We start from the raw sequence: 20,007 nt of genomic DNA on the forward strand, positions 1-20,007 counted from the left end.
AGCGGTCGAGAAAGTCGAGGGGGTCGGGGCGGTCGGAGGGGGCGGAGGAGCGGGGAGGGGCGGGAGCGGGCCGGGTCACCGACGGCTCCTGGCGGCGGGCCGGGCGGAGTGGGCCTCGATGGCCGCCCGGTAGTGCTCCGCCGTGTCGATCGCGGCCTGCTTCCAGGTGAACCGGGCCAGCACCCGCTCGCGCCCGGCGGTGCCCAGTCCCGCCCGCAGTTCCGGGTCCTCCAGCAGCCGGGCGAGCGCGGCGGCCAGCGCTCCCGCGTCGCCGGGCGGCACGGCCAGGCAGGTCTCGCCGTCCGGGCCCGCGACCTCGGGGATGGCTCCCCCGGTCGTGGCGACCAGCGGGGTGCCGGTGGCCATGGCCTCGGCCGCGGGCAGTGAGAAGCCCTCGTACAGCGAGGGGACGCAGGCGATCTGCGCGCCGCGCACCAGGTCGACGAGTTCGGCGTCGGTGACGCCCTTGACGAATTCGACGGCTCCCCGCAGCCCGTACCGCTCGATGGCCCGCGCGACCGGCCCGTCCTCGGCGCGTCGGCCGACGACGACGAGGTGCGCGTCAGGGTGCTCGGTACGGAGCTTGGCCAGCGCCTCGACGAGATGGACGAGGCCCTTGAGCGGGACGTCCGCGCTGGAGGTGGTGACGATCCGTCCGGGAACCTCCGCGACGGCCGGGTCGGGCGCCCACAGATCGGTGTCCGCGCCGATGTGCACCACATGGACCCGGTCCGGCCGCACGCCCAGGTGCTCGGTGATCTCCTGCTTGGAGGAGCCGGAGACGGTGAGCACGGACGGCAGTCTGCGGGCGACGCGCCCCTGCATCCGGGTGAAGGCGTACCAACGGCGTACGGAGGCGCGGCGGCGCCGGTTCGGCGCGGCGGCCAGGTCCAACTCCCGGTCCACGGTGATGGGGTGGTGGATCGTCGTGACGAGCGGGGCGCCCAGGTCGCCCAACAGGCCGTAACCGAGTGTCTGGTTGTCGTGGATGACGTCGAACTCGCCCCGGCGTGCGGCCAGATGGCGTCTGGCACGGAGGCTGAAGGTCAGCGGTTCGGGGAAGCCGCCGGTCCACATGGTGGCGACCTCGGCCGCGTCGATCCAGTCCCGGTACTCGCCGAACCCCGGTGTGCGGAACGGGTCGGGCTGGCGGTAGAGGTCGAGGCTGGGCAGCTCGGTGAGCGGGACGCCCTCGTCGAGCACGGGGTACGGCTGGGCGCCGATGACCTCGACGCTGTGGCCGAGGCGGGCCAGTTCGCGGCCGAGATGGCGGACGTAGACGCCCTGGCCGCCACAGAAGGGGTTGCCCTTGTAGGTGAGGAGTGCGATGCGCAGCGGCCGTTCGCCGGCGGGGGCCGACGCGTCGCGGCCCGCGTGAGGGCCCGTTTCTATGGCCTCAGCGGTCACACTCGGCCCCCTTCTCACTGCGTGTCCGCCGGAGCGTAACCGCTCGCGCTAATCTAGAACAAGTTACAGACTTAGGGCTGTCCCGCTACTCCCCGGCGGGCGCGCGACGGCAGCTACGGCACCTCGCGGCGTTGTCGGAACGTCCCCGTACATCCAGTATGTGGACGCCCCTCCGCCTCGCGACGCGCCGCGTCCGACGCCGCGCGCCACTCCACCGGGAGTACCGGACAGCCCTTCGCCCGCTCGATGAGCTTCGAATCTACCGGCAGGTAGCGTCGCGGTGTCGGTGCGGTCAGGTGATTCGCGCCACGGCCGGGACCCCTGGCATGCTGTGCGCCCCCTGGAGCACTCCGCCTCCCTCCGGTCGCGGACGGAAGCTCCCTCCGGTCGCGACAGAAGCCATGGACGGGGTCACATGACAACGGGAGCCAGACCGGCGGCGCCGGCCCTGACGGAGCGCCAGGAGGCCCGTCGCCGTCGCATCCTGGAGGCGGGCGCGCGACTGGCCGGCCGGGGCGGGTTCGAGGCCGTGCAGATGCGTGAGGTGGCGGAGGACGCGGGGGTCGCCCTGGGCACGCTGTACCGCTACTTCCCCTCCAAGGTCCATCTGCTGGTCGCGGTCATGCGGGACCGGCTCCAGCACCTGCACACCGCGCTCCGCAGACGTCCGCCGGCCGGGGACGATCCGGCGCGGCGGGTCGCGGACACCCTGATGCGGGCCTTCCGTTCGCTCCAGCGCGAACCGCAGCTGGCGGACGCGATGGTACGGGCGCTGACCTTCGCCGACCGGAGTGTGAGCCCCGAGGTGGACGCCGTGTCCCGGCTCACCACGACGATCGTCCTGGACGCCATGGGCCTCGACGACCCGTCGCCGGAGCAGTTGTCGGCGGTCCGCGTGGTCGAGCACACCTGGCACTCGGTGCTGATCAGCTGGCTCTCGGGGCGGGCGTCGGCCGCCCGGGTGCGGACCGACATCGAGACGGTGTGCCGGCTGATCGATGTCGTACCGGGGACCGGGTCCGGGGCGGGCGCGGCGGCCGGGGCGGGCGCCTCTGCCCAGGAAGGACCGGGTATCGACCGGTAGAGTGTGCGAGTCGTCATCATGCCCGTTCAGGGGGAAGCCGGTGCGAATCCGGCGCTGACCCGCAGCCGTGAGCCGCCTTCGGAGGCGGCGAGCCGGAATGCCCTGTCCTTGGTCGTGACCGGCTCGTGTCACCGGGGCCCCCGGTGACCGGCACCGTCGAGGTTCACGGAGCCGGAGCCTGGTACCCCAGCGTGCCTGTGCCCGGCTCCTCGCAGGAGAGGCCCAGCCCGCCATGACCGTACGCCGAAGCGCGGCAGCGCTCGCGACCGCCGCCGTGCTCTGTGTGGCCGCCGCCCCGGCGGCTGTCGCGGCACCGTCCCCCTCGCCCTCCCCCTCCGCCGCGCTGCCCGACGGGCTGTACGGGACGGCCGATCCGACGTACGACGGTGTCTGGCGGCAGTCGCTCGCCTTCCTCGCGCAGAGCGTGGAGCTGGTCACGCCCTCGGCCGGGGCGGTCGACTGGCTGGTCGGCCAGCAGTGCGACAGCGGCGCGTTCGCCTCGTACCGCCCCGATCCGTCCGTGCCGTGCGACGCGAAGACGATGACGGACACCAACGCCACGGCGGCGGCGATACAGGCGCTCGCCGAGCTCGGCCGGCACCGCGACGCCATCGACAACGGGGTCCACTGGCTGAAGTCCGTGCAGAACGCGGACGGCGGCTGGGGCTACAACCCCGGCAGCCCCAGCGACGCGAACTCCACCGCCGTCGTGATCGGCGCGCTGGCGCGGGCGGGCCAGAAGATGAACGACATCACCACGGACCGCGGCACGACCCCGTACGACGCGCTGCTCACATTCGCCCTTCCGTGCGGCGGCGCGGACGGCGGCGCGTTCGCCTACCAGCCCGACAAGGCCGGGAAGCTCACCGCCAACGCGGACGCCACGGCGGCGGCCGTGCTGGGTGGCATGGGCAAGGGCATGGCGGCGGGCAACACCGCGGCGGTCAAGGCCCCCACCTGCCAGAAGACGGCCGACCCGACGCCCGAGCAGGCCGCCCAGAACGGCGCGTACTACCTCTCGGGCGTGCTCGCGAAGACCGGGCACCTGGACCTTCCGCCGATGCCCGGCTCCGACGACACCGCGCCCCGGCCCGACTTCGGCAACACCGCCGACGCGGTCGTCGCCCTGTCCGCCTCCGGTCACCAGGACAAGGCGGCGAAGGCGGTCGGCTGGCTGGAGAAGAACGCCGGGCCCTGGGCCGAGACGAGCGGTCCCGCCGCGTACGCCCAACTGGTCCTCGCCGCGCACGCCACCGGTACCGACGCCCGTGACTTCGGCGGCGTCGACCTCGTCGCGCGGCTCAACGCGACCGGCCCCGCACCCGCCGCCACCCGGAAGCCCCGGACCGACGCGGCCGCCACCGCGAGTGGCGACAAGGCGGAGGAGGGCCGCGAGAGCGACGACGGCGGCCTCGGCGTCTGGTGGCTCATCGGGATCGGCCTCGCGGTCGGCGCGGGCGTCGGCTTCCTGATCAGCGGACGCCGGAAGAACCAGCAGCTGTGAGCCCGGCGGAACCAGCGGCCGTGAGGCCGGCCACGGGCACCTGGTCCTGGGGGCCGGGGACACCGGCCACGGACACCCGGCCCGCCGGTCCGGCGGCACCAGCGGCACCAGCCATGCATACCCGGCTCGCCGGACCGGGGACACCGGCCACTCACACCCGGACCACCGGATCAGGGACACCAGCCGCCCGCACCCGGACCACCCGACCACGGACACCGGCCACCCACACCCGGACCGCCGGACCAGGAACACCGGCCATCGACACCCGGACCGCTGAACCGGGGGCACCAGCCACGCACACCCGGACCACCGAACCACCGACACCGGCCACCCACACCCGGACCACCGGACCAGGAACACCGGCCATCGACACCCGGACCGCCCGACCGGCGGCCGGGATTCGCCGTGACGGGCGCCGGCGGCGCCCGGACGTCCACGCGGCCGTGCCACCGGCAGCCGCCCGTCCGGGGCCGCGGCCGGGCGCGCAGACCCAGCGGCCGGGCCCGCGACCGGCCCGTGGGCCCGCTCTTGCGCTCGCCGCCCTCCTCGCCGCCCTCCTCGCCGCCGTCACCGTCGTCCTCGGCTCGGGCACCGCGCAGGCGGCGGGCTACCGCTACTGGTCGTTCTGGGAGGGCTCCGGCACGACCTGGACGTACGCCACCCAGGGCCCGTCCCTGGTCCGCCCGGACGACGGCTCGGTGCAGGGCTTCCGGTTCGCGGTGAGCGAGGACTCCCAGGACGCCGCGAAGCCGCGCCACGCCCCCGACTTCGCGGAGATCTGCCGCGACACCCCCGCCAAGGGCGGTACGAAACGGGTCGCGCTCGTCATCGACCCCGGCACGGCGGCGGACGCGCCGGACGGTGAGACCCCGCCCCCGTCGCGCACGGCCTGCGCCCGGGTCGCCACCGACGCCAGCACCGCCGAGGCACTCGCGTCGGTCGCCAAGCCGCTGCGCTACGGCAACGACGCGCTGCTCTGCGCCATCACCCGCTACCCGGCGTCGGGGTGCGGCGAGCAGGTCTCCGGGAACGGCCACCGCGACAGCGCCGCGTCCCCCGGTGCCTCGCTCTCCCCCGGCGTCTCCTCGTCCGACAGCGCCTCCTCGTCCGACAGCGGCGGCGGCCCGTCGGCCGGGCTGCTCGTCGGCGTGGCCGCCGTGCTCGTCCTCGGTGTCGCCGGCGTCCTCCGGGCCCGCCGCCGGCGCGGATGACCGGCGCCACCGGCACGCCCCGGCTCCACCGGGCGCTGCGCGCCCCCGAGGCCACCCGCGCCAACGCCCTGCCCGCCGGGGCCTGGTGGCTGTGGGCGCTCGGACTCGCCACGGCCGCGTCCAGGACCACCAACCCGCTGCTCCTCGCGCTGCTGATCGGGGTCGCGGGCTATGTGGTCGCGGCCCGCCGCACGGACGCGCCGTGGGCCCGTTCGTACGGCGCGTTCATCAAGCTCGGGCTGTTCGTCGTCGCGGTCCGGCTGCTCTTCTCGGCCTTCCTCGGCTCCCCGGTCCCCGGCACGCACACCGTGTTCACCCTGCCCGAGGTGCCCCTGCCCGACTGGGCGAAGGGCGTCAGGATCGGTGGCCGGGTCACCGCCGAGCAGCTGGTCTTCGCGTTGTACGACGGGGCGAAGCTCGCCGCCCTGCTGATCTGCGTCGGCGCGGCGAACTCGCTCGCCAACCCGGCCCGGCTGCTCAAGTCGCTGCCGGGCGCGCTGTACGAGGCGGGGGTCGCCGTCGTCGTCGCGATGACCTTCGCGCCGAACATGGTCGCCGACGTGAGCCGGCTGCGGTCGGCGCGGCGGCTGCGCGGCCGTCCCACCGGCGGCGTGCGGGCGGTCCTCCAGATCGGGCTGCCGGTGCTGGAGGGCGCGCTGGAGCGGTCGGTGGCGGTGGCGGCGTCGATGGACGCGCGCGGCTACGGGCGGACGGCCCAGGTCCCGCCCGCCGTCCGGCACACCACGAACGTCCTGACGATCGGTGGACTGCTCGGGGTGTGCGCCGGTACGTACGGGCTGCTCGCCGCGCAGGGCGCGGTGTACGGGCTGCCGCTGCTGCTCGCCGGGCTCGTCGCCGCCCTGGCCGGGCTGCGGCTGGGCGGACGCAGATCGGTCCGTACCCGCTACCGCCCCGACCGCTGGGGCGGGCGGGCGTGGCTGACGGCCGCCTCGGGTGCGGCGGTGGCGGTGGCGATGGTCTGGGCGGGCGGCACCGACCCGGACGCGCTGCACCCCGGTGTCGTACCCCTGACCGCTCCGGTCCTCCCCCTGTGGCCGGCGGCGGCGACGCTGATCGGTCTGCTGCCCGCACTGGTGGCCCCCACCCCGCCCATGGCCTCCGCCCCGGGGCCCGAGGAGAAGACGTGATCCGGTTCGAGCAGGTCTCGGTGCGGTACGAGGGGACCGCGCACCCCACCCTGCACGGGGTCGATCTCACCGTGCCCGAGGGCGAGTTGGTGCTGCTCGTCGGCCCGTCGGGGGTCGGCAAGTCGACGTTGCTGGGGACCGTGTCGGGTCTGGTGCCGCACTTCACGGGCGGCCGCCTGGGCGGCCGGGTCACGGTCGACGGCCGCGACACCCGTACCCACAAACCGCGTGAACTCGCCGATCTGGTGGGCACGGTGGGCCAGGACCCGTCGGCCCACTTCGTCACCGACACCGTCGAGGACGAACTGGCCTACGGAATGGAGTCGTTGGGGCTCGCTCCCGAGGTGATGCGGCGGCGGGTCGAGGAGACGCTCGATCTGCTGGGCCTGGCCGAACTGCGCGACCGGCCGATCGCCACGCTCTCCGGCGGTCAGCGGCAGCGGGTCGCGATCGGCTCGGTGCTCACCCCGCACCCCAAGGTGCTGGTCCTCGACGAGCCGACGTCCGCCCTCGATCCGGCGGCGGCCGAGGAGGTGCTGGCCGTGCTCCAGCGCCTCGTGCACGACCTGGGCACCACGGTCCTGATGGCGGAACACCGGCTGGAGCGGGTGGTCCAGTACGCCGACCAGGTCGTCCTGCTGCCGTCCCCCGGGGCGGCAGCGGTGATGGGGGCGCCCGCCGACATCATGGCCGTCTCGCCCGTCCACCCGCCCGTGGTGGCGCTGGGGCGGCTGGCGGGCTGGGACCCGCTGCCGCTGTCGGTGCGCGACGCCCGCCGCCGGGCGACGGACCTGCGGAGCCGGCTGGCCACGGCGCACCCCCCGGCGGACGTCCCGGCCGGACCGGCCGGACCGGTGGCGGGCGTACCGCCACTGCCCGCGCCCGCCACCGGCCGGCGCGGCATGCTGACCCGGCTGCTGCGTCCCGGGGGCGCTCCCCCCGTCCCCGCTTCCGGGACCGCCGCACCCGACACCCCCACCACCGAGATCACCTCGCTCGGCGTGCGGCGCGGACGCGTCGAGGCGCTGCGCCGCCTCACCCTCTCGGTGGCCCCCGGCGAGACCGTCGCGCTGATGGGCCGCAACGGCGCGGGCAAGTCCACCCTGCTGGCCACCCTGGTCGGCACGATCGAGCCCACCACCGGGTCCGTCCTGGTCGGCGGCCGGACGCCGCACCGGACACCGCCGCGCGAGATGGTGCGCCGGGTCGGTCTCGTACCGCAGGAACCGCGCGATCTGCTGTACGCGGACACGGTCGCCGCCGAGTGCGCGGCGGCCGACACCGACGCGGGCGCCGAACCGGGCAGCTGCCGGGCCCTGGTCTCCGCGCTGCTGCCGGACGTGCCGGACGCCACTCACCCGCGTGACCTCTCCGAGGGGCAGCGGCTGGCGCTGGCGCTGGCGATCGTGCTCACCGGCAGGCCACCGCTGCTCCTCCTCGACGAACCGACCCGGGGGCTGGACTACGCGGCGAAGGCCCGGCTGGTCGGGATGCTCCGCGAGCTGGCGGCCGAGGGGCACGCGATCGTGCTGGCGACGCACGACGTGGAGCTGGCGGCGGAACTCGCCCACCGGGTGGTCATCCTCGCCGACGGGGAGGTCGTCGCGGACGGTCCGACCCGGCGGGTGGTGGTCTCGTCCCCGGCGTTCGCCCCGCAGACCGCGAAGATCCTCGCCCCCCAGGAGTGGCTGACCGTGACGCAGGTGCGGCGGGCGCTGGAACACCCGGAGCCGTCGGCTCCCTCCGTATGAGAGGCGACCGCACGCACATGAGAGACCGCCTCGGCGGGCGCACCGCCGCCCGCCCGGTCCGGCTGGGTCCGCGGGCGATCACCGCGCTGGCCCTGATCAGCGCGATCGGTGTGGTGGCCTTCGGCTGGCCGCTGCTCGCGGACGCCGACTCGGGCCTCGCCCACTCGCAGGACGCGCCCTGGCTGTTCGCCGCGCTGCTGCCGCTGCTGGTCGGGGTCGTCGTGGCGACCATCGCGGACTCCGGCCTGGACGCGAAGGCGGTGGCGATGCTGGGGGTGCTCGCCGCGGTCGGTGCGGCGCTGCGGCCACTGGGCGCGGGCACGGCCGGTCTTGAGCCGATGTTCTTCCTGATGGTGCTGAGCGGCCGGGTGCTCGGCCCCGGCTTCGGTTTCGTGCTCGGCTCGGTGACGATGTTCGCCTCGGCCCTGCTCACGGGCGGGGTGGGGCCGTGGATGCCGTTCCAGATGCTGTCGATGGGCTGGTTCACGATGGGCGCGGGCCTGCTGCCGGGTCCGGACCGGCTGCGCGGGCGGGGCGAGCTGCTGATGCTCGCGGTGTACGGGTGCGTGGCGGCGCTGGCATACGGCACGGTGATGAACCTGTACGGCTGGACGATCGTCCCCGGTCTCGGCTCGGGTATCGCGTTCCACCCGGGCGACCCGCTGTCGCAGAACCTGGTGCGGTTCCTCGCGTACTGCCTGGCCACCTCGCTGGGCTGGGACCTGGGCCGGGCGCTGCTGACCGTGGTGCTGGTCCTCACCGTCGGTCCTGTCCTGCTGAAGGCCCTGCGCCGGGCCACGCGCCGCGCCGCCTTCGAGGCCCAGGTCACGTTCGAGGGGCCGGAAGAGGTCCCGAAGGCGTGAAGGGCCCCACAGGTCCTTGGTCCCCTACCACCCGGCCTAGTAGCCGTCCCGGCCCTCGGCGCTTCCTCCGCGACTCCTGTGACCTGGGCTGACGTGCCGCGGTCCGGTCCGGGACCTTCGGCCCCCGCTCCGACGACGGGCCGTACCGGGGGTCATTGCGGTGCCCGGACGGCGCCGCTAAGACTGGTCCACGTCGCCGGTCACCGACAGGCCCACCGAACGGACCACGGTCACCGATCGCCGGAACTCCCCCGGAGCGGCGCCTCGCGTGGCGCTCCGGTTCCGGCTTCGACATCCCCCGTTCCCGACGTCAGGACTCCACGTGTCGTTCGCCCGTCGCATCCTCGCCCAGCCCCGCAAGTCCGCCGTCACCGGCGCGGCGGTTCTGCTCGGTGCCACCGGTCTGGCCATGGGCGCCGCCCCGGCCATGGCCGCCCCGTCCGCGGCTTCGGCCTCCACGTCGGACGCGCAGAGCAGCGCGAAGCGGATCATCGGCGATGACGCCCAGTTCCAGTGCTTCAGCAACATCGTGTCGCACGAGAGCGGCTGGGACATGCACGCCACCAACTCCTCCTCCGGTGCGTACGGCCTGGTCCAGGCCCTGCCCGCGAACAAGATGGCCTCGTCGGGCTCCGACTGGAAGACCAACGCGGAGACCCAGATCAAGTGGGGCGTCGACTACATGAACTCCCGCTACGGCAGCCCGTGCGAGGCGTGGAACTTCTGGCAGGCCAACAGCTGGTACTGAGCCGGCCCGCACTCCGCCGGGAGCGATCGGGCGATCGGCTGAAAGCGGCCCGGCGAGGGCATCCGCCCTGCCGGGCGCACGGCGAAGCCCCGACCGAACGGTCGGGGCTTCGCCGTGTCCGAGGGGACGACGCGGTCCCCGCCGGATCAGTACTGGGCGCGCCTGGCGAACTTCTGGCCACCGCGCGTGGCCAGCTCCTCGAAGTTCTTGTGACCCGACGGGTCGGACGGTATGTAGGCGATGCGGGTCACGCCCGTGCCCTGCCGGGCCACCAGCATGTCCGACTCGAACTTCACGTCCATCGAGAGGACCTCCAGCTTCATGCGGAAGGCGTGGGACTCCTCGGCCACCTTCGGGCCCGTCAGCTTTTCGAGCGTGACCTTGAACTTCGCGCCGTCGTCCTCGTACCCGAACGCGTCGCACTTCTCCAGCGCGGCACCGACCGTCTTCAGGTAGTCCGCCGCCCCTTCACCGGGGAAGGTGAAGACCTGCTGGCTGAGGGCGGTCTTGCCCTTGTCACCCGCGAAGTCCAGGCTGGCGCCCATCGTCGCCCCGGCGACCTTGTCGGCCAGGAAGGCGGCGAGGGGCTGGCACTCCGCCTTGTCCGCCTTGGGCTCGGTGGTCGGGTCCGCTTCGGTCTTGTCGACCTTCCAGCCGGCCGGAAGGTCCTCGACCGCCAGGGAGGCGGCCTTCATCTGCTCGACGGAGAGGGCCACCGCGGGCGCCTTGGACGGCTTCTCCGCGGACTGCGAGCTCTTGGCGTCGCCGCCCGACTTGTCCGAACTGTCCGACGAGTCGCTGCACGCGGCCATGAGGCAGAGCGAGGACGCCACGAGGGCTGCGGACAGGCCGCGTCGCAGATGGGTGCGCATGAGGTGTTCTCCCCTTGACATACGAATGATCTTGGGGAGTCCGTTTCCCCCTCCCCGGCCGATTGGCCGGGGAGAGACTACGCGCAGTCCGCGAACGGCCCGCCATCGGGGTCCTGACCTGCGCCACTGGCCGGTGGCGCGGTTACCGCTTTCCGGCCGGCGTCCCGTCCGGCTTCGGCTTCGGCTTCGGGACGCGTACGGAAGACGTCTGCCCGGACGCGGCTCCGGCCCCGCCGATGCTCTCGGACCCGGCCTTCGCCTCGCTCCCGGCCTTGCCCTCGGCCTCGGACCGGACCTCGTCCTTGTCCCTGACCCCGGTCCCGGCCTGGGACTCGGCTCTCGCCTCGGCCTGGGCCCTGGCTCCCGCCCCGGTCCCGGTCCTGGTCGTACGCATGGCCGCCCCCCGCGTCGACGCCGTGCCCGCCCGCAGTTCGCGCCGGCCCGACAGGGCGTACGTCAGCCCGAAGCCCAGCGAGACGACCGCCGCGCCGCCCACCGCGTCGAGCACCCAGTGGTTGCCCGTCGCGACGATCGTGGAGAGCGTGAAGAGCGGATGGAGCAGGCCCAGTGCCTTCATCCAGACCTTCGGCGCGAGCATCACGATCACCACACCGCACCACAGCGACCAGCCGAAGTGCAGCGACGGCATCGCGGCGTACTGGTTGGTCATCCCCGTCAGCGTGCCGTAGTCCGGTTTCGCGAAGTCCTGCACGCCGTGCACGGTGTCGATGAAGCCGAGGCCGGGCATCAGACGCGGCGGGGCCAGCGGGTACAGCCAGAAACCGACCAGCGCGAGGGCGGTGGCGAAGCCGATGGAACTGCGCACCCAGCGGTAGTCCGCGGGCCTGCGCACGTACAGCACACCGAGGATCGTCAGCGGCACGACGAAGTGGAACGTCAGGTAGTAGTAGTCGAAGAACTCCCGCAGCCAGGTGACCTTCACGACCGAGTGGTTGACCCAGCGCTCGATGTCGATGTGCAGCCACTGTTCGAGGGAGTGGATCTGCCGGCCGTGGTGCTCGGCGGTGGCGCGGCCCGCCGTCGCGGCGAGCCTGACGTGCTGGTACGCGGAGTAGACGATCCGGATGAGCAGGAGTTCCAGCAGCAGGTTGGGGCGGCTGAGCACACGTCGCCAGAACGGCAGGAGCGGCACACGTCCCCAGCGGGAGGCGACCGGGGACGCGTAGTCGGTGGGGACGGGTCTGCGCCAGTACGGCGAGGTACGCGGCAGGAAGGGGGCCGCACAGGCCGCGCCGAGCGCCGCGATGAGCAGCACGTTGTCACGTACCGGGAACAGCGCCTCGATGTTCGGGAGCAGCATCTTGCCCGGCAGGACGAGCACCAGCGCCACAGCCACCGGCCACACCGGCCGGTCGGAGGCCCGCTTGCCGACCCGGCCCACGACCGCCAGGAGCACCCACAGCAGCTGGTGCTGCCAGGCGGTCGGCGAGACGGCGACGGCGACGCAGCCGGTCACGGCGACCGCGAGGAGCAGCTGGCCGTCCTCGGCGTACCGCAGCGCCCGCCGCAGCCCGACGAAGCAGACGGTGACCGCGAGCACCACGAACAGCACGATTTCCAGCGGTCCCTCGGCGCCGAGGCGGAGCAGGGCGCCGTGCAGGGACTGGTTGGCGAGGCTGTCCGGACGGGCCCCGAGTCCGGCGCCCGCGACATGGTGCACCCAGTACGTCCAGGAGTCCTTCGGCATGACGGCCCAGGTCAGCCCGGTCAGCGCGGCGAAGGTGACGGCGCCGGTCACGGACGCCCGTCTGCGCCCGGTCAGCCGGAGCAGCACGGCGAACAGCAGGACCGTCGGCTGGAGCGCCGCCGCGACCCCGATCAGTACGCCGGACACGCGTGCGTCACGCGCGACGAAACAGCCGAGCAGCACCAGCAGGACGGGCAGGATGCTCGTCTGGCCGAGGTGCAGCGCGTTGCGTACCGGCAGCGACACCATCAGCAGGCTGATGGCGACCGGGGCGGCGAGGAGGGCGGTGCGGCGGGTGACCGGTCGTGGCAGGGCGCGGGCGACGACGACACCGATGACGGCGACGAGCAGCAGCGAGCCGAAGGTCCAGGCCACGCCGAGGGTCTGTTCCGCCGTCCGGGTCAGCGGTCTCAGCACGAGTCCCGCGAACGGGGTGCCGGTGAACCGGTCGGTCTCGTACAGCGATCCCGGCATGTGCAGGACGCCGTTCGTACCGGTCCAGGTCTCCAGGTCGATGATCCGCTCGCCAGGCGACTGCCTCAGCACCACCGCCATCTGCCGTGCCGCCAGCACGGCGACGATCAACCAGAGCGCGGCCCGGGTCATCCCGGTCCGCGCCCCCGTCGCCGCGTTTCCGCTCACGCTGTGCTCCGCATTCGCCACGCCGTGCCGACCCTCCCACCGTTCCGTCCGCGTCCCCTCTGCCGGGGGAGGCGATGATGAAGCCTCGCATTGCCCAATGAGGTAGACACAATCAACCCCCTCTTCACCTGTCACCCCCCTCGTGTCCGAGAGAGCGGCCCAGCCGTGGGGCGCGTCTCGGGGGCGCAGGCCGGAACGGAACCCCGGCGGCCCCCTCGGCGCGGGCATCCGCGCAGGCACGCGCCCGGCCGCCCGAATGTCAGAGCGAGGAGTGAGAAGCGGTGCGGGGCGTCACCGCGCCGGGTCCAGGTGACCGAAATTGGCTCGTCACCCGGTCATGCGCGAACCAGAATCGTCCCATGATGTGGACCGTGGCCCCCGAACGCTTCGACTCCCCCGGCGCGACCCTGCTGCGCCGGGACTACTACACCGAGGTCGCGAGCCGCTACTGGGACAGGCCCGCGACCGCCGAGGAGATCGAGGACGGGCTCACCGACGACGGCGCCGAACTGCTCACCCCGCCCACCGGGCAGTTCCTCGTCGGCCGCCACGGGAAGAGCGCGGCGGGCTGCGCCGGTCTGCTCGTGGTGGACGCGGACGCGGGGGTCGTGGAGCTGACGCGCGTATTCGTGCGCCGGGAGTTCCGGGGCACGGGTGGTGGCGGGGCGCTGCTGACGGCCGCCGAGGAGCGGGCGCGGGCGCTGGGGATGGCGCAGATCCGGCTCGACACCCGGAGCGACCTGGTCGAGGCGCGCGGGCTGTACGCGAAGCACGGCTACCGGGAGGTCCCCGCCTTCCACCGCAGGCAGTACGCCGAACACTGGTTCGCCAAGGAGCTGTGAGCGGAGGCGGGGAGCTGGCGGGGGCGGGGATCGCGCAGGGGCCGAAGACAGTTGTCGAGCGGGGTCGCGGCCCGACAGGACGGTGGGGTCCCGCCCGGACCGCGCGCGCCCGGACCCCACCGGGACCGTGCGTCCCGCCCGGACCAGTCCCGCCCGGACCCCATGGGGTGTCCCCCGGACCTCGCGGGGTCCACCCGAACCGTGTGATCCCACCAGGACCTCGCGGGGTCCACCCAAACCGTGTGATCCCACCAGGACCTCGCGGGGTCCACCCGAACCGTGTGGTCCCGCCAGGACCGTGTGTCCCGCTCCGGCCCCATCGCCGCGCCAGAAGCGGGACCCCCTCAGACCGCGTGGTCCCGCCGGGGCCCCGGCTCGTGCGGGCGTTCCCGGCTCGATCCGCTCGTCTCCGCCGTCAGCTCAGTCACCAGTCGGACCAGGTCCGTCGGCCGGTCCGGCCCCCACCAGTCCCCCAGCAGCTCCGCGAGGGAGTCCTCGCGGGCCTGCCCCAGCCGCACCACCGCCTCCTCGCCGGTCTCACTGAGCACCAGCTGTACGCCCTCGCGCCGGGCGAGCCCGCGCTCCTCCAGTTGCCGGGCGGCCTCACTGATCACCCGCAGCGGTACGGGGGCGACGTCGGCCAGCCGGGCGGGTTCGACGGCGCCGTGCCGCCGGATGCGCAGCAGCAGCCAGCTGGCGGCGGGCAGGAGGTCGTAACCCGCCCTCTCGGTGATCTTCTCGTAGACCTCGCGGCGGCCCTCGCGGGTGGCGAGCACGGACAGGGCGCGGGCGCATTCGTCGTACGAGGAACGCTGGACCGGGTTCGCCCCCACGGTCTGGCTGGTGTCGGGGGCGGTCACCGAGCCGCGCAGCCTGTCCTCCTTCAGGAACCAGGCGACCACGAAGGCGACCAGCACGACCGGGGACGCGTACAGGAAGACGTCGGTGATCGACGTCGAGTAGGCGCTGATGACCGACGCGCGCAGGCTGGGCGGCAGCAGGGACAGCGAGCGCGGGTCGTCGGCGAGTCCGGCGGCGTTCACACCGGGCGGCAGCGGGCGGCCGGCGAGCGCGTCACTGAGCTTGCCGGTGAGCCGGGTGGTGAAGATGGTGCCGAAGATGGCGACGCCGAACGAGGCGCCGATGGAACGGAAGAAGGTGGCGCCCGAGGTGGCGACGCCGAGGTCCTCGTAACCGACGGAGTTCTGCACGACGAGGACCAGGACCTGCATCACCAGGCCGAGTCCCGCGCCGAACACGAAGAAGTACGCGCTCATCTCCCAGGTACCGCTGTTCTCCGTGAGCCGGTGGAGCAGCAGGAGGCCGACGGCGGTGACGCCCGTGCCGACGATCGGGAAGACCTTCCAGCGGCCGGTGCGGCTGACGATCTGGCCCGATCCGGTCGAGGTGATCAGCAGACCGAACACCATCGGCAGCATGTGCACACCGGACATGGTCGGTGTGATCCCGTGCACCACTTGGAGGAACGTCGGCAGATAGGTCATCGCGCCGAACATCGCGAAGCCGATCACGAAGCTGATGAGGGCCACCAGGGTGAACGTCCTGATGTGGAACAGCCTCAGCGGCAGTACGGGTTCCTCGGCGCGCCGCTCGACGTGGACGAAGGCGACGGCCAGCAGTACGGCGAGCGCGGCGAGGCCGATGATCCGGGCCGAGCCCCAGGCCCAGGTGGTACCGCCGAGGGAGGCGACGAGGACGAGACAGGTGGCGAGCGAGGCGATGAGGAAGGTGCCGAGGTAGTCGATGGTGTGCTTGGTGCGGCGGACCGGGATGTGCAGCACGGCGGCGATGACGAGGAGCGCGACGATCCCGATCGGCAGGTTGATGTAGAAGACCCACCGCCAGCTGAGGTGCTGGGTGAAGAAGCCGCCGAGGAGCGGTCCGAGGACGCTGGTCACGCCGAAGACCGCGCCGAACAGCCCCTGGTACTTGCCGCGTTCGCGTGGTGTGACGATGTCTCCGACGATCGCCATCGACAGCACCATCAGTCCGCCGCCGCCGAGTCCCTGGAGCGCGCGGAAACCGATCAGCTGCGGCATGTTCTGCGCGATGCCGCAGAGCGCCGATCCGACGAGGAAGATGACGATGGCGACCTGGAACAGCTTCTTGCGGCCGTACTGGTCGCCGAGCTTGCCCCAGAGCGGTGTCGCGGCGGTCGACGCCAGCAGATAGGCCGTCACCACCCACGACAGATGGTCCAGGCCGCCGAGGTCGCTGACGATGGTCGGCAGCGCGGTCGAGACGATCGTCTGATCGAGCGCGGCGAGCAGCATGCCCAGGAGCAGCGCGCCGATGGCGATCAGGATCGTCCGGGTGGAGCGGTCCTCGCCCTGGGCCGGGGCCGGGGCATCCGACTGGTTGGTCATGAAGACATCTCCTCGATCCGCTGAGGGCTGTCCCGTCATCCCTGGTGGAGCCGTGGGCGGCGTCGGACGCGGTGGCGTCGCGAGGCGGCGGGACGTCCGCGTGCTGGATGTACGCGGACGTCCCGGCGACGCGGCGGGGTGCCGTGGCTGCCGTCGCGCGCCGCCAGGGATGACGGGACAGCCCTTACTCACCCATCCTGTCCGCTATGCGCCGTTATGGCCTGCGGAACGGGACCGGTCGGGGGCGGTGCCACGGGCACGGCATTGGGCTTCCGGTCGGCGGGCTGCATAATCGCAGGCAGCTCAAGGGGAGGGGACCCACAATGACCGGACATTTCTGCCCGGAGTGCGGTATGGGACGCCGCGTGGACGGCAGACCCGGATGCGGCTGCGCCGGTCGCGCGGCCCGGTACGCCGATGATCAGCGGCACGCCGAGGATCAGCGGCGGGCGGACCGTACGGCGCGGGAGATCGCGGCGGCGGAGGACTTCGACCCACTGCGCATCAGGCCGTACGTGACGCTGGGCGACGACGCCCCGGAGCCCTCCGGCAGACACACACCGGGGACGATGGGGGCGGCCGGATCAGCCGCAGCGGGGGCGACGGGTCCGGCGGCGGGCGACGGGTACGGGGGCCGCGGCGGTGTGGACGACGGCGCGGGCGGCGGCACGGATGGCGGCGGCACCGCACCCGGCGGCACGCACGGGGCCGACGGTGTTCACCGGGCCCATGGCGTGCACGGGGCCGACGGTGTCCACGGCGTCGGTGGTACGGGGCCGGGGTCCGCCGGGGACGCGGCTGCCACGATGCCGTTGTTCCTCGGGGCGGCGGGTCCGGCCGGTGCGCCGGGCCCCGGCGGCGCCGGGGCCCCCGGGCAGTCCGGCGGCCCGTCCGGTCTCACCCCGGCCGGTCCGCTGCCCCCCGCCGTGGAGCCGGGCGGACCGGGTCCCGTCGGCCACCAGCAGCACGGCGGCGCCCCGGGCCACCTCGTGGACCCCGTACAACCGCGCCGCGGCCGGCCCTTCACGGCGCTCGCCGTGGGGGTGGCGGTGGCGGTGGTGGTCGGTACGGCGGCGTTCACCGGCGGATTGTTCTCCGGCGACGGCGACGACAGCGAGGACCGGGCGCTGCCGCTTCCGACGGCGAGCGCCGCCGAGACCGCGAGCAGCCCAGAGCCTTCGGAGTCGGCGACCGCCTCCCCCTCTCCCTCCCATTCGTTCTCCGCCTCCCCGTCCCCCTCGCGCTCCGCGTCGCACTCGGCCTCCCCCTCGACCGGCCCGTCATCCTCCGCGCCGTCGTCCCCCGATCCGTCCCGTCCCGCTCATCCGTCGTCCCCGGCCGCCTCTGCCTCCGACGACGACACGGCGCCGCCCCCGCCGGCCCTGGCCGGCGGAACACTGCGGTCGGGCGACCGGGGTCCCGCGGTGGCCGACCTCCAGCGCAGATTGCAGGAGGTGTGGCTGTACGCGGGGTCGGCCGACGCCAACTTCGACGCCGGGGTGGAGGGCGCCCTGCGCGTCTACCAGTCGTACAAGGCCATCCAGGGTGACCCGCCCGGCGTCTACGGGCCGAACACCCGCCGCGCCCTGGAGGCGGAGACCACGGGCAAGGGCCACTGAACCGGGGGCGGGGGTGGCCCCGTGCGATCGGGACGGCTGGACGTGACACCGCCGACACGGTTGGACGCGACAGGCGACGGGACGGTCGGACAGGACAGCCGCCCGCACGGCGCACGGAACGGTCCGACGTCACAGTGGTGGGAGGGAGCGCCCCCGTGGAAGGACTGGCGTTCCTGGTCAGGTTTTTGTACCGTAGAGGAACAAAGTAGCCTCCGACCGTTCTCCCTGACCGGCGGCCGGAGGCTGCTTGTTCTCTTCCCCCGCGCCCAGGAGCCCGCCGATGCCGGCCACCGTCCTCACTACGCGTGCCGTCCTTCTCGACATGGACGGCACCCTGGTCAACTCCGACGCGGTCGTGGAGCGCTGCTGGCGCCGCTGGGCACTCACCGAAGGGCTGGACCCGGAGGAGACCCTGAAGGTCGTCCACGGACGGCAGGGTTACGCGACCATGGCACTGCTCCTCCCGGACCGCCCGATGGAGCTCAACCACGCGGACAACCGGCGCATGCTCGCCGAGGAGACCGCCGACCTCGACGGAGTGGTGCCGGTCGGTGGCGCTGCCGCGTTCATGACCTCGATCGCCGGACTTCCGCACGCCCTGGTGACCTCGGCGGACAAGGCTCTGGCGCACGCCAGGATGACCGCCGCCGGGCTGCCGATGCCGGACGTCCGCATCACCGCCGAGTGCGTCGGGGCCAGCAAGCCGGACCCGGAGGGCTTCCTCAAGGGAGCCGCCGAGCTGGGCTTCGACCCGGCGGACTGCGTCGTCTTCGAGGACTCCGGCGCGGGCATCGCGGCGGGCCGCGCGGCCGGCATGCGCGTCATCGGCGTGGGCCCGCGCGCGGGCGCGCACTCCCCCGACGCCCACATCGAGGACCTGAACCGGCTCCGCGTCGAAGCGGTGGCCGACGGCTCGCTGCGACTGCACATCAGCGCCGCCTGAGGACACGGCCGTCCACCGCGCCGGGCGCGGCCGGCGCCCGCGCGACGCCCGTGGCCAGGACCGGCGAGGGAGAAACCGTCCCGCCGAGGGGACACAAGCCGCGGGACCGATTCGGTGACGGCGCCCCGCCCCCATGACGGCTGACGGCTGACGGCTGACGGCTGACGGCTGACGGCTGACCGATCCCCCCTCACACCCCGTCATCACGCCTGCTCGATTCACCACCCCTGTTCCGATTCGCCACCCCTGCCCGGCGTTTCGAGCAGCGGGAGGGCGCGGAGGCAACCGGAACCGACAACTCCGCGCCCGCGCACCCGAGTCAGCCAAATCAACGGCCGACACACCGGCCCGGCACGCCCTACCCCTTGATGTGACGTGCGCATGTCGCCACGCTGTTACCTGGCGCCCACCCCACGGAAACCCGGCGCCGCCAGGATGGCCGGTGCCCCTCCGGGCAGGCCGAAATCCCCCCACATCAAGGGAGTTCACATGTCGGGCCTGATCAGCGCCTCACGTGTCTACGCGCGTCGAATCACCGTCACCCTCGCCTCGACCGCCCTCGCCGTCACCGCCGGGCTGCTCACCGCCCCCTCGGCCCAGGCGGCCATGCCCACCCCGGTCGACGCGGCCACCGCGCGCACCTATCTGGGTGAGCTCACCGTCCAGGCGGAGGGTTCCTCCAGCGGTTACAGCCGGGCGAAGTTCCCGCACTGGATCACCCAGTCGGGCGCCTGCAACACCCGCGAGGTGGTTCTGAAGCGGGACGGCACGAACGTCCAGCAGAACGCCAGTTGCGCGGCGGTCAGCGGGAGTTGGTACTCGGAGTACGACGGTGCGACCTGGACCGCCGCCTCCGACCTGGACATCGATCACATGGTGCCGCTCGCCGAGGCATGGCGGTCCGGCGCGAGCGGCTGGACCAACACCCAACGCCAGTCGTACGCCAACGACCTGACGCGTCCTCAGCTGATCGCCGTCACGGACAACGTCAATCAGGCGAAGAGCGACAAGGACCCGGCCGAGTGGCTGCCGCCGCGCGCCGCGTACCGCTGCACCTACGTACGCGCCTGGGTGCACGTCAAGCACTACTACGAGCTGACGGTGGACTCCGCCGAGAAGAGCGCGCTCCAGACCGCCCTCAAGGACTGCTGAATCCACCGCCGGGCCGCCCATGGACCGAAAACCGGTCCACTTCGAGGGCGCACACACCGATGACGGGCGGCCCGGCGCGGGACCGTGTCCATCGCCACCCCGTCTTACTTCGCCCGCCCCGCTCGT

At 73.3% G+C, this 20,007-nt stretch carries 15 protein-coding genes and 1 riboswitch; of the genes, 11 read left to right on the top strand and 4 right to left on the bottom strand.

Going from position 1 to position 20,007, the window contains the following annotated elements; translation table 11 throughout:
* Nucleotides 1-75: 75 nt before the first annotated feature.
* Nucleotides 76-1,407 carry a glycosyltransferase family 4 protein gene (locus tag PZB75_RS07035; RefSeq protein WP_275534425.1) on the bottom strand — a complete coding sequence of 444 codons (1,332 nt, stop codon included), beginning with the start codon at nt 1,405-1,407 and terminating at the stop codon, nt 76-78.
* Nucleotides 1,408-1,822: 415 nt separating this feature from the next.
* Here PZB75_RS07035 and PZB75_RS07040 point away from each other — a divergent pair, with 415 nt between their 5' ends.
* The 7 genes from PZB75_RS07040 to PZB75_RS07070 all read left to right on the top strand — a co-directional run bounded on the left by PZB75_RS07040 (nt 1,823) and on the right by PZB75_RS07070 (nt 9,716).
* Complete coding sequence (locus PZB75_RS07040; protein WP_275534426.1) at nt 1,823-2,491, top strand: TetR family transcriptional regulator; 669 nt, start codon at nt 1,823-1,825, stop codon at nt 2,489-2,491.
* A gap of 28 nt (nt 2,492-2,519) precedes the next feature.
* Nucleotides 2,520-2,594, top strand: a riboswitch (cobalamin riboswitch).
* Between the two features lie 129 nt (nt 2,595-2,723).
* The gene (locus tag PZB75_RS07045; RefSeq protein WP_275534427.1) at nt 2,724-3,995 is read left to right on the top strand and encodes a prenyltransferase/squalene oxidase repeat-containing protein; all 1,272 of its coding nucleotides are present in this window, start codon (nt 2,724-2,726) and stop codon (nt 3,993-3,995) included.
* A 443-nt stretch (nt 3,996-4,438) separates the two neighbouring features.
* Entirely contained in the window at nt 4,439-5,206 is a 768-nt protein-coding gene (locus PZB75_RS07050) for an SCO2322 family protein (RefSeq protein WP_275534428.1), read from the top strand.
* Nucleotides 5,203-6,354, top strand: coding sequence for an energy-coupling factor transporter transmembrane protein EcfT (locus PZB75_RS07055; protein WP_275534429.1), 1,152 nt, complete (start codon nt 5,203-5,205; stop codon nt 6,352-6,354). Before PZB75_RS07050 ends, PZB75_RS07055 begins: the two co-directional genes overlap by 4 nt.
* Nucleotides 6,351-8,105: an ABC transporter ATP-binding protein gene (locus PZB75_RS07060; protein ID WP_275534431.1), complete on the top strand. Its 1,755-nt coding sequence runs from the start codon at nt 6,351-6,353 to the stop codon at nt 8,103-8,105. Before PZB75_RS07055 ends, PZB75_RS07060 begins: the two co-directional genes overlap by 4 nt.
* Nucleotides 8,102-8,968, top strand: a complete 867-nt coding sequence (locus PZB75_RS07065) for an ECF transporter S component (RefSeq protein WP_275534432.1) — start codon at nt 8,102-8,104, stop codon at nt 8,966-8,968. Before PZB75_RS07060 ends, PZB75_RS07065 begins: the two co-directional genes overlap by 4 nt.
* A gap of 322 nt (nt 8,969-9,290) precedes the next feature.
* Nucleotides 9,291-9,716, top strand: a complete 426-nt coding sequence (locus tag PZB75_RS07070; RefSeq protein WP_275534433.1) for a transglycosylase SLT domain-containing protein — start codon at nt 9,291-9,293, stop codon at nt 9,714-9,716.
* Nucleotides 9,717-9,862: 146 nt separating this feature from the next.
* On the opposite strand, the gene PZB75_RS07075 is transcribed toward PZB75_RS07070, so the two are convergent.
* Together PZB75_RS07075 and PZB75_RS07080 are read right to left on the bottom strand one after the other, a co-directional pair.
* Nucleotides 9,863-10,588 carry a hypothetical protein gene (locus PZB75_RS07075; protein WP_275534434.1) on the bottom strand — a complete coding sequence of 242 codons (726 nt, stop codon included), beginning with the start codon at nt 10,586-10,588 and terminating at the stop codon, nt 9,863-9,865.
* Between the two features lie 142 nt (nt 10,589-10,730).
* The gene (locus tag PZB75_RS07080; protein ID WP_275538622.1) at nt 10,731-12,902 is read right to left on the bottom strand and encodes a bifunctional glycosyltransferase 87/phosphatase PAP2 family protein; all 2,172 of its coding nucleotides are present in this window, start codon (nt 12,900-12,902) and stop codon (nt 10,731-10,733) included.
* Between the two features lie 395 nt (nt 12,903-13,297).
* On the opposite strand from PZB75_RS07080, the gene PZB75_RS07085 reads away from it, so the two are divergent.
* Nucleotides 13,298-13,780 carry a GNAT family N-acetyltransferase gene (locus PZB75_RS07085; RefSeq protein WP_275534435.1) on the top strand — a complete coding sequence of 161 codons (483 nt, stop codon included), beginning with the start codon at nt 13,298-13,300 and terminating at the stop codon, nt 13,778-13,780.
* 344 nt (nt 13,781-14,124) lie between these two features.
* Here the strand turns inward: PZB75_RS07085 and PZB75_RS07090 are convergent, their stop codons facing one another.
* Entirely contained in the window at nt 14,125-16,167 is a 2,043-nt protein-coding gene (locus PZB75_RS07090) for an MFS transporter (RefSeq protein WP_275534436.1), read from the bottom strand.
* A 323-nt stretch (nt 16,168-16,490) separates the two neighbouring features.
* On the opposite strand from PZB75_RS07090, the gene PZB75_RS07095 reads away from it, so the two are divergent.
* The 3 genes from PZB75_RS07095 to PZB75_RS07105 all read left to right on the top strand — a co-directional run bounded on the left by PZB75_RS07095 (nt 16,491) and on the right by PZB75_RS07105 (nt 19,881).
* Nucleotides 16,491-17,786, top strand: coding sequence for a peptidoglycan-binding domain-containing protein (locus PZB75_RS07095; protein ID WP_275534437.1), 1,296 nt, complete (start codon nt 16,491-16,493; stop codon nt 17,784-17,786).
* A 280-nt stretch (nt 17,787-18,066) separates the two neighbouring features.
* Complete coding sequence (locus tag PZB75_RS07100) at nt 18,067-18,729, top strand: HAD-IA family hydrolase (RefSeq protein ID WP_275534438.1); 663 nt, start codon at nt 18,067-18,069, stop codon at nt 18,727-18,729.
* A gap of 489 nt (nt 18,730-19,218) precedes the next feature.
* Entirely contained in the window at nt 19,219-19,881 is a 663-nt protein-coding gene (locus tag PZB75_RS07105) for an HNH endonuclease family protein (RefSeq protein ID WP_275534439.1), read from the top strand.
* Nucleotides 19,882-20,007: the final 126 nt, after the last annotated feature.

This window comes from Streptomyces sp. AM 4-1-1 (assembly GCF_029167625.1).
Classification (GTDB): domain Bacteria; phylum Actinomycetota; class Actinomycetes; order Streptomycetales; family Streptomycetaceae; genus Streptomyces.

What these genes read in the sequence shown, in the direction of transcription:
- PZB75_RS07040 (WP_275534426.1), top strand. Translation starts at nt 1,823, where the DNA reads ATGACAACGGGAGCCAGACCGGCGGCGCCGGCCCTGACGGAGCGCCAG.
- PZB75_RS07045 (WP_275534427.1), top strand. Translation starts at nt 2,724, where the DNA reads ATGACCGTACGCCGAAGCGCGGCAGCGCTCGCGACCGCCGCCGTGCTC.
- PZB75_RS07055 (WP_275534429.1), top strand. Translation starts at nt 5,203, where the DNA reads ATGACCGGCGCCACCGGCACGCCCCGGCTCCACCGGGCGCTGCGCGCC.
- PZB75_RS07065 (WP_275534432.1), top strand. Translation starts at nt 8,102, where the DNA reads ATGAGAGGCGACCGCACGCACATGAGAGACCGCCTCGGCGGGCGCACC.
- PZB75_RS07075 (WP_275534434.1), bottom strand. Translation starts at nt 10,588, where the DNA reads ATGCGCACCCATCTGCGACGCGGCCTGTCCGCAGCCCTCGTGGCGTCC.
- PZB75_RS07080 (WP_275538622.1), bottom strand. Translation starts at nt 12,902, where the DNA reads ATGACCCGGGCCGCGCTCTGGTTGATCGTCGCCGTGCTGGCGGCACGG.
- PZB75_RS07085 (WP_275534435.1), top strand. Translation starts at nt 13,298, where the DNA reads ATGATGTGGACCGTGGCCCCCGAACGCTTCGACTCCCCCGGCGCGACC.
- PZB75_RS07090 (WP_275534436.1), bottom strand. Translation starts at nt 16,167, where the DNA reads ATGACCAACCAGTCGGATGCCCCGGCCCCGGCCCAGGGCGAGGACCGC.
- PZB75_RS07095 (WP_275534437.1), top strand. Translation starts at nt 16,491, where the DNA reads ATGACCGGACATTTCTGCCCGGAGTGCGGTATGGGACGCCGCGTGGAC.
- PZB75_RS07100 (WP_275534438.1), top strand. Translation starts at nt 18,067, where the DNA reads ATGCCGGCCACCGTCCTCACTACGCGTGCCGTCCTTCTCGACATGGAC.
- PZB75_RS07105 (WP_275534439.1), top strand. Translation starts at nt 19,219, where the DNA reads ATGTCGGGCCTGATCAGCGCCTCACGTGTCTACGCGCGTCGAATCACC.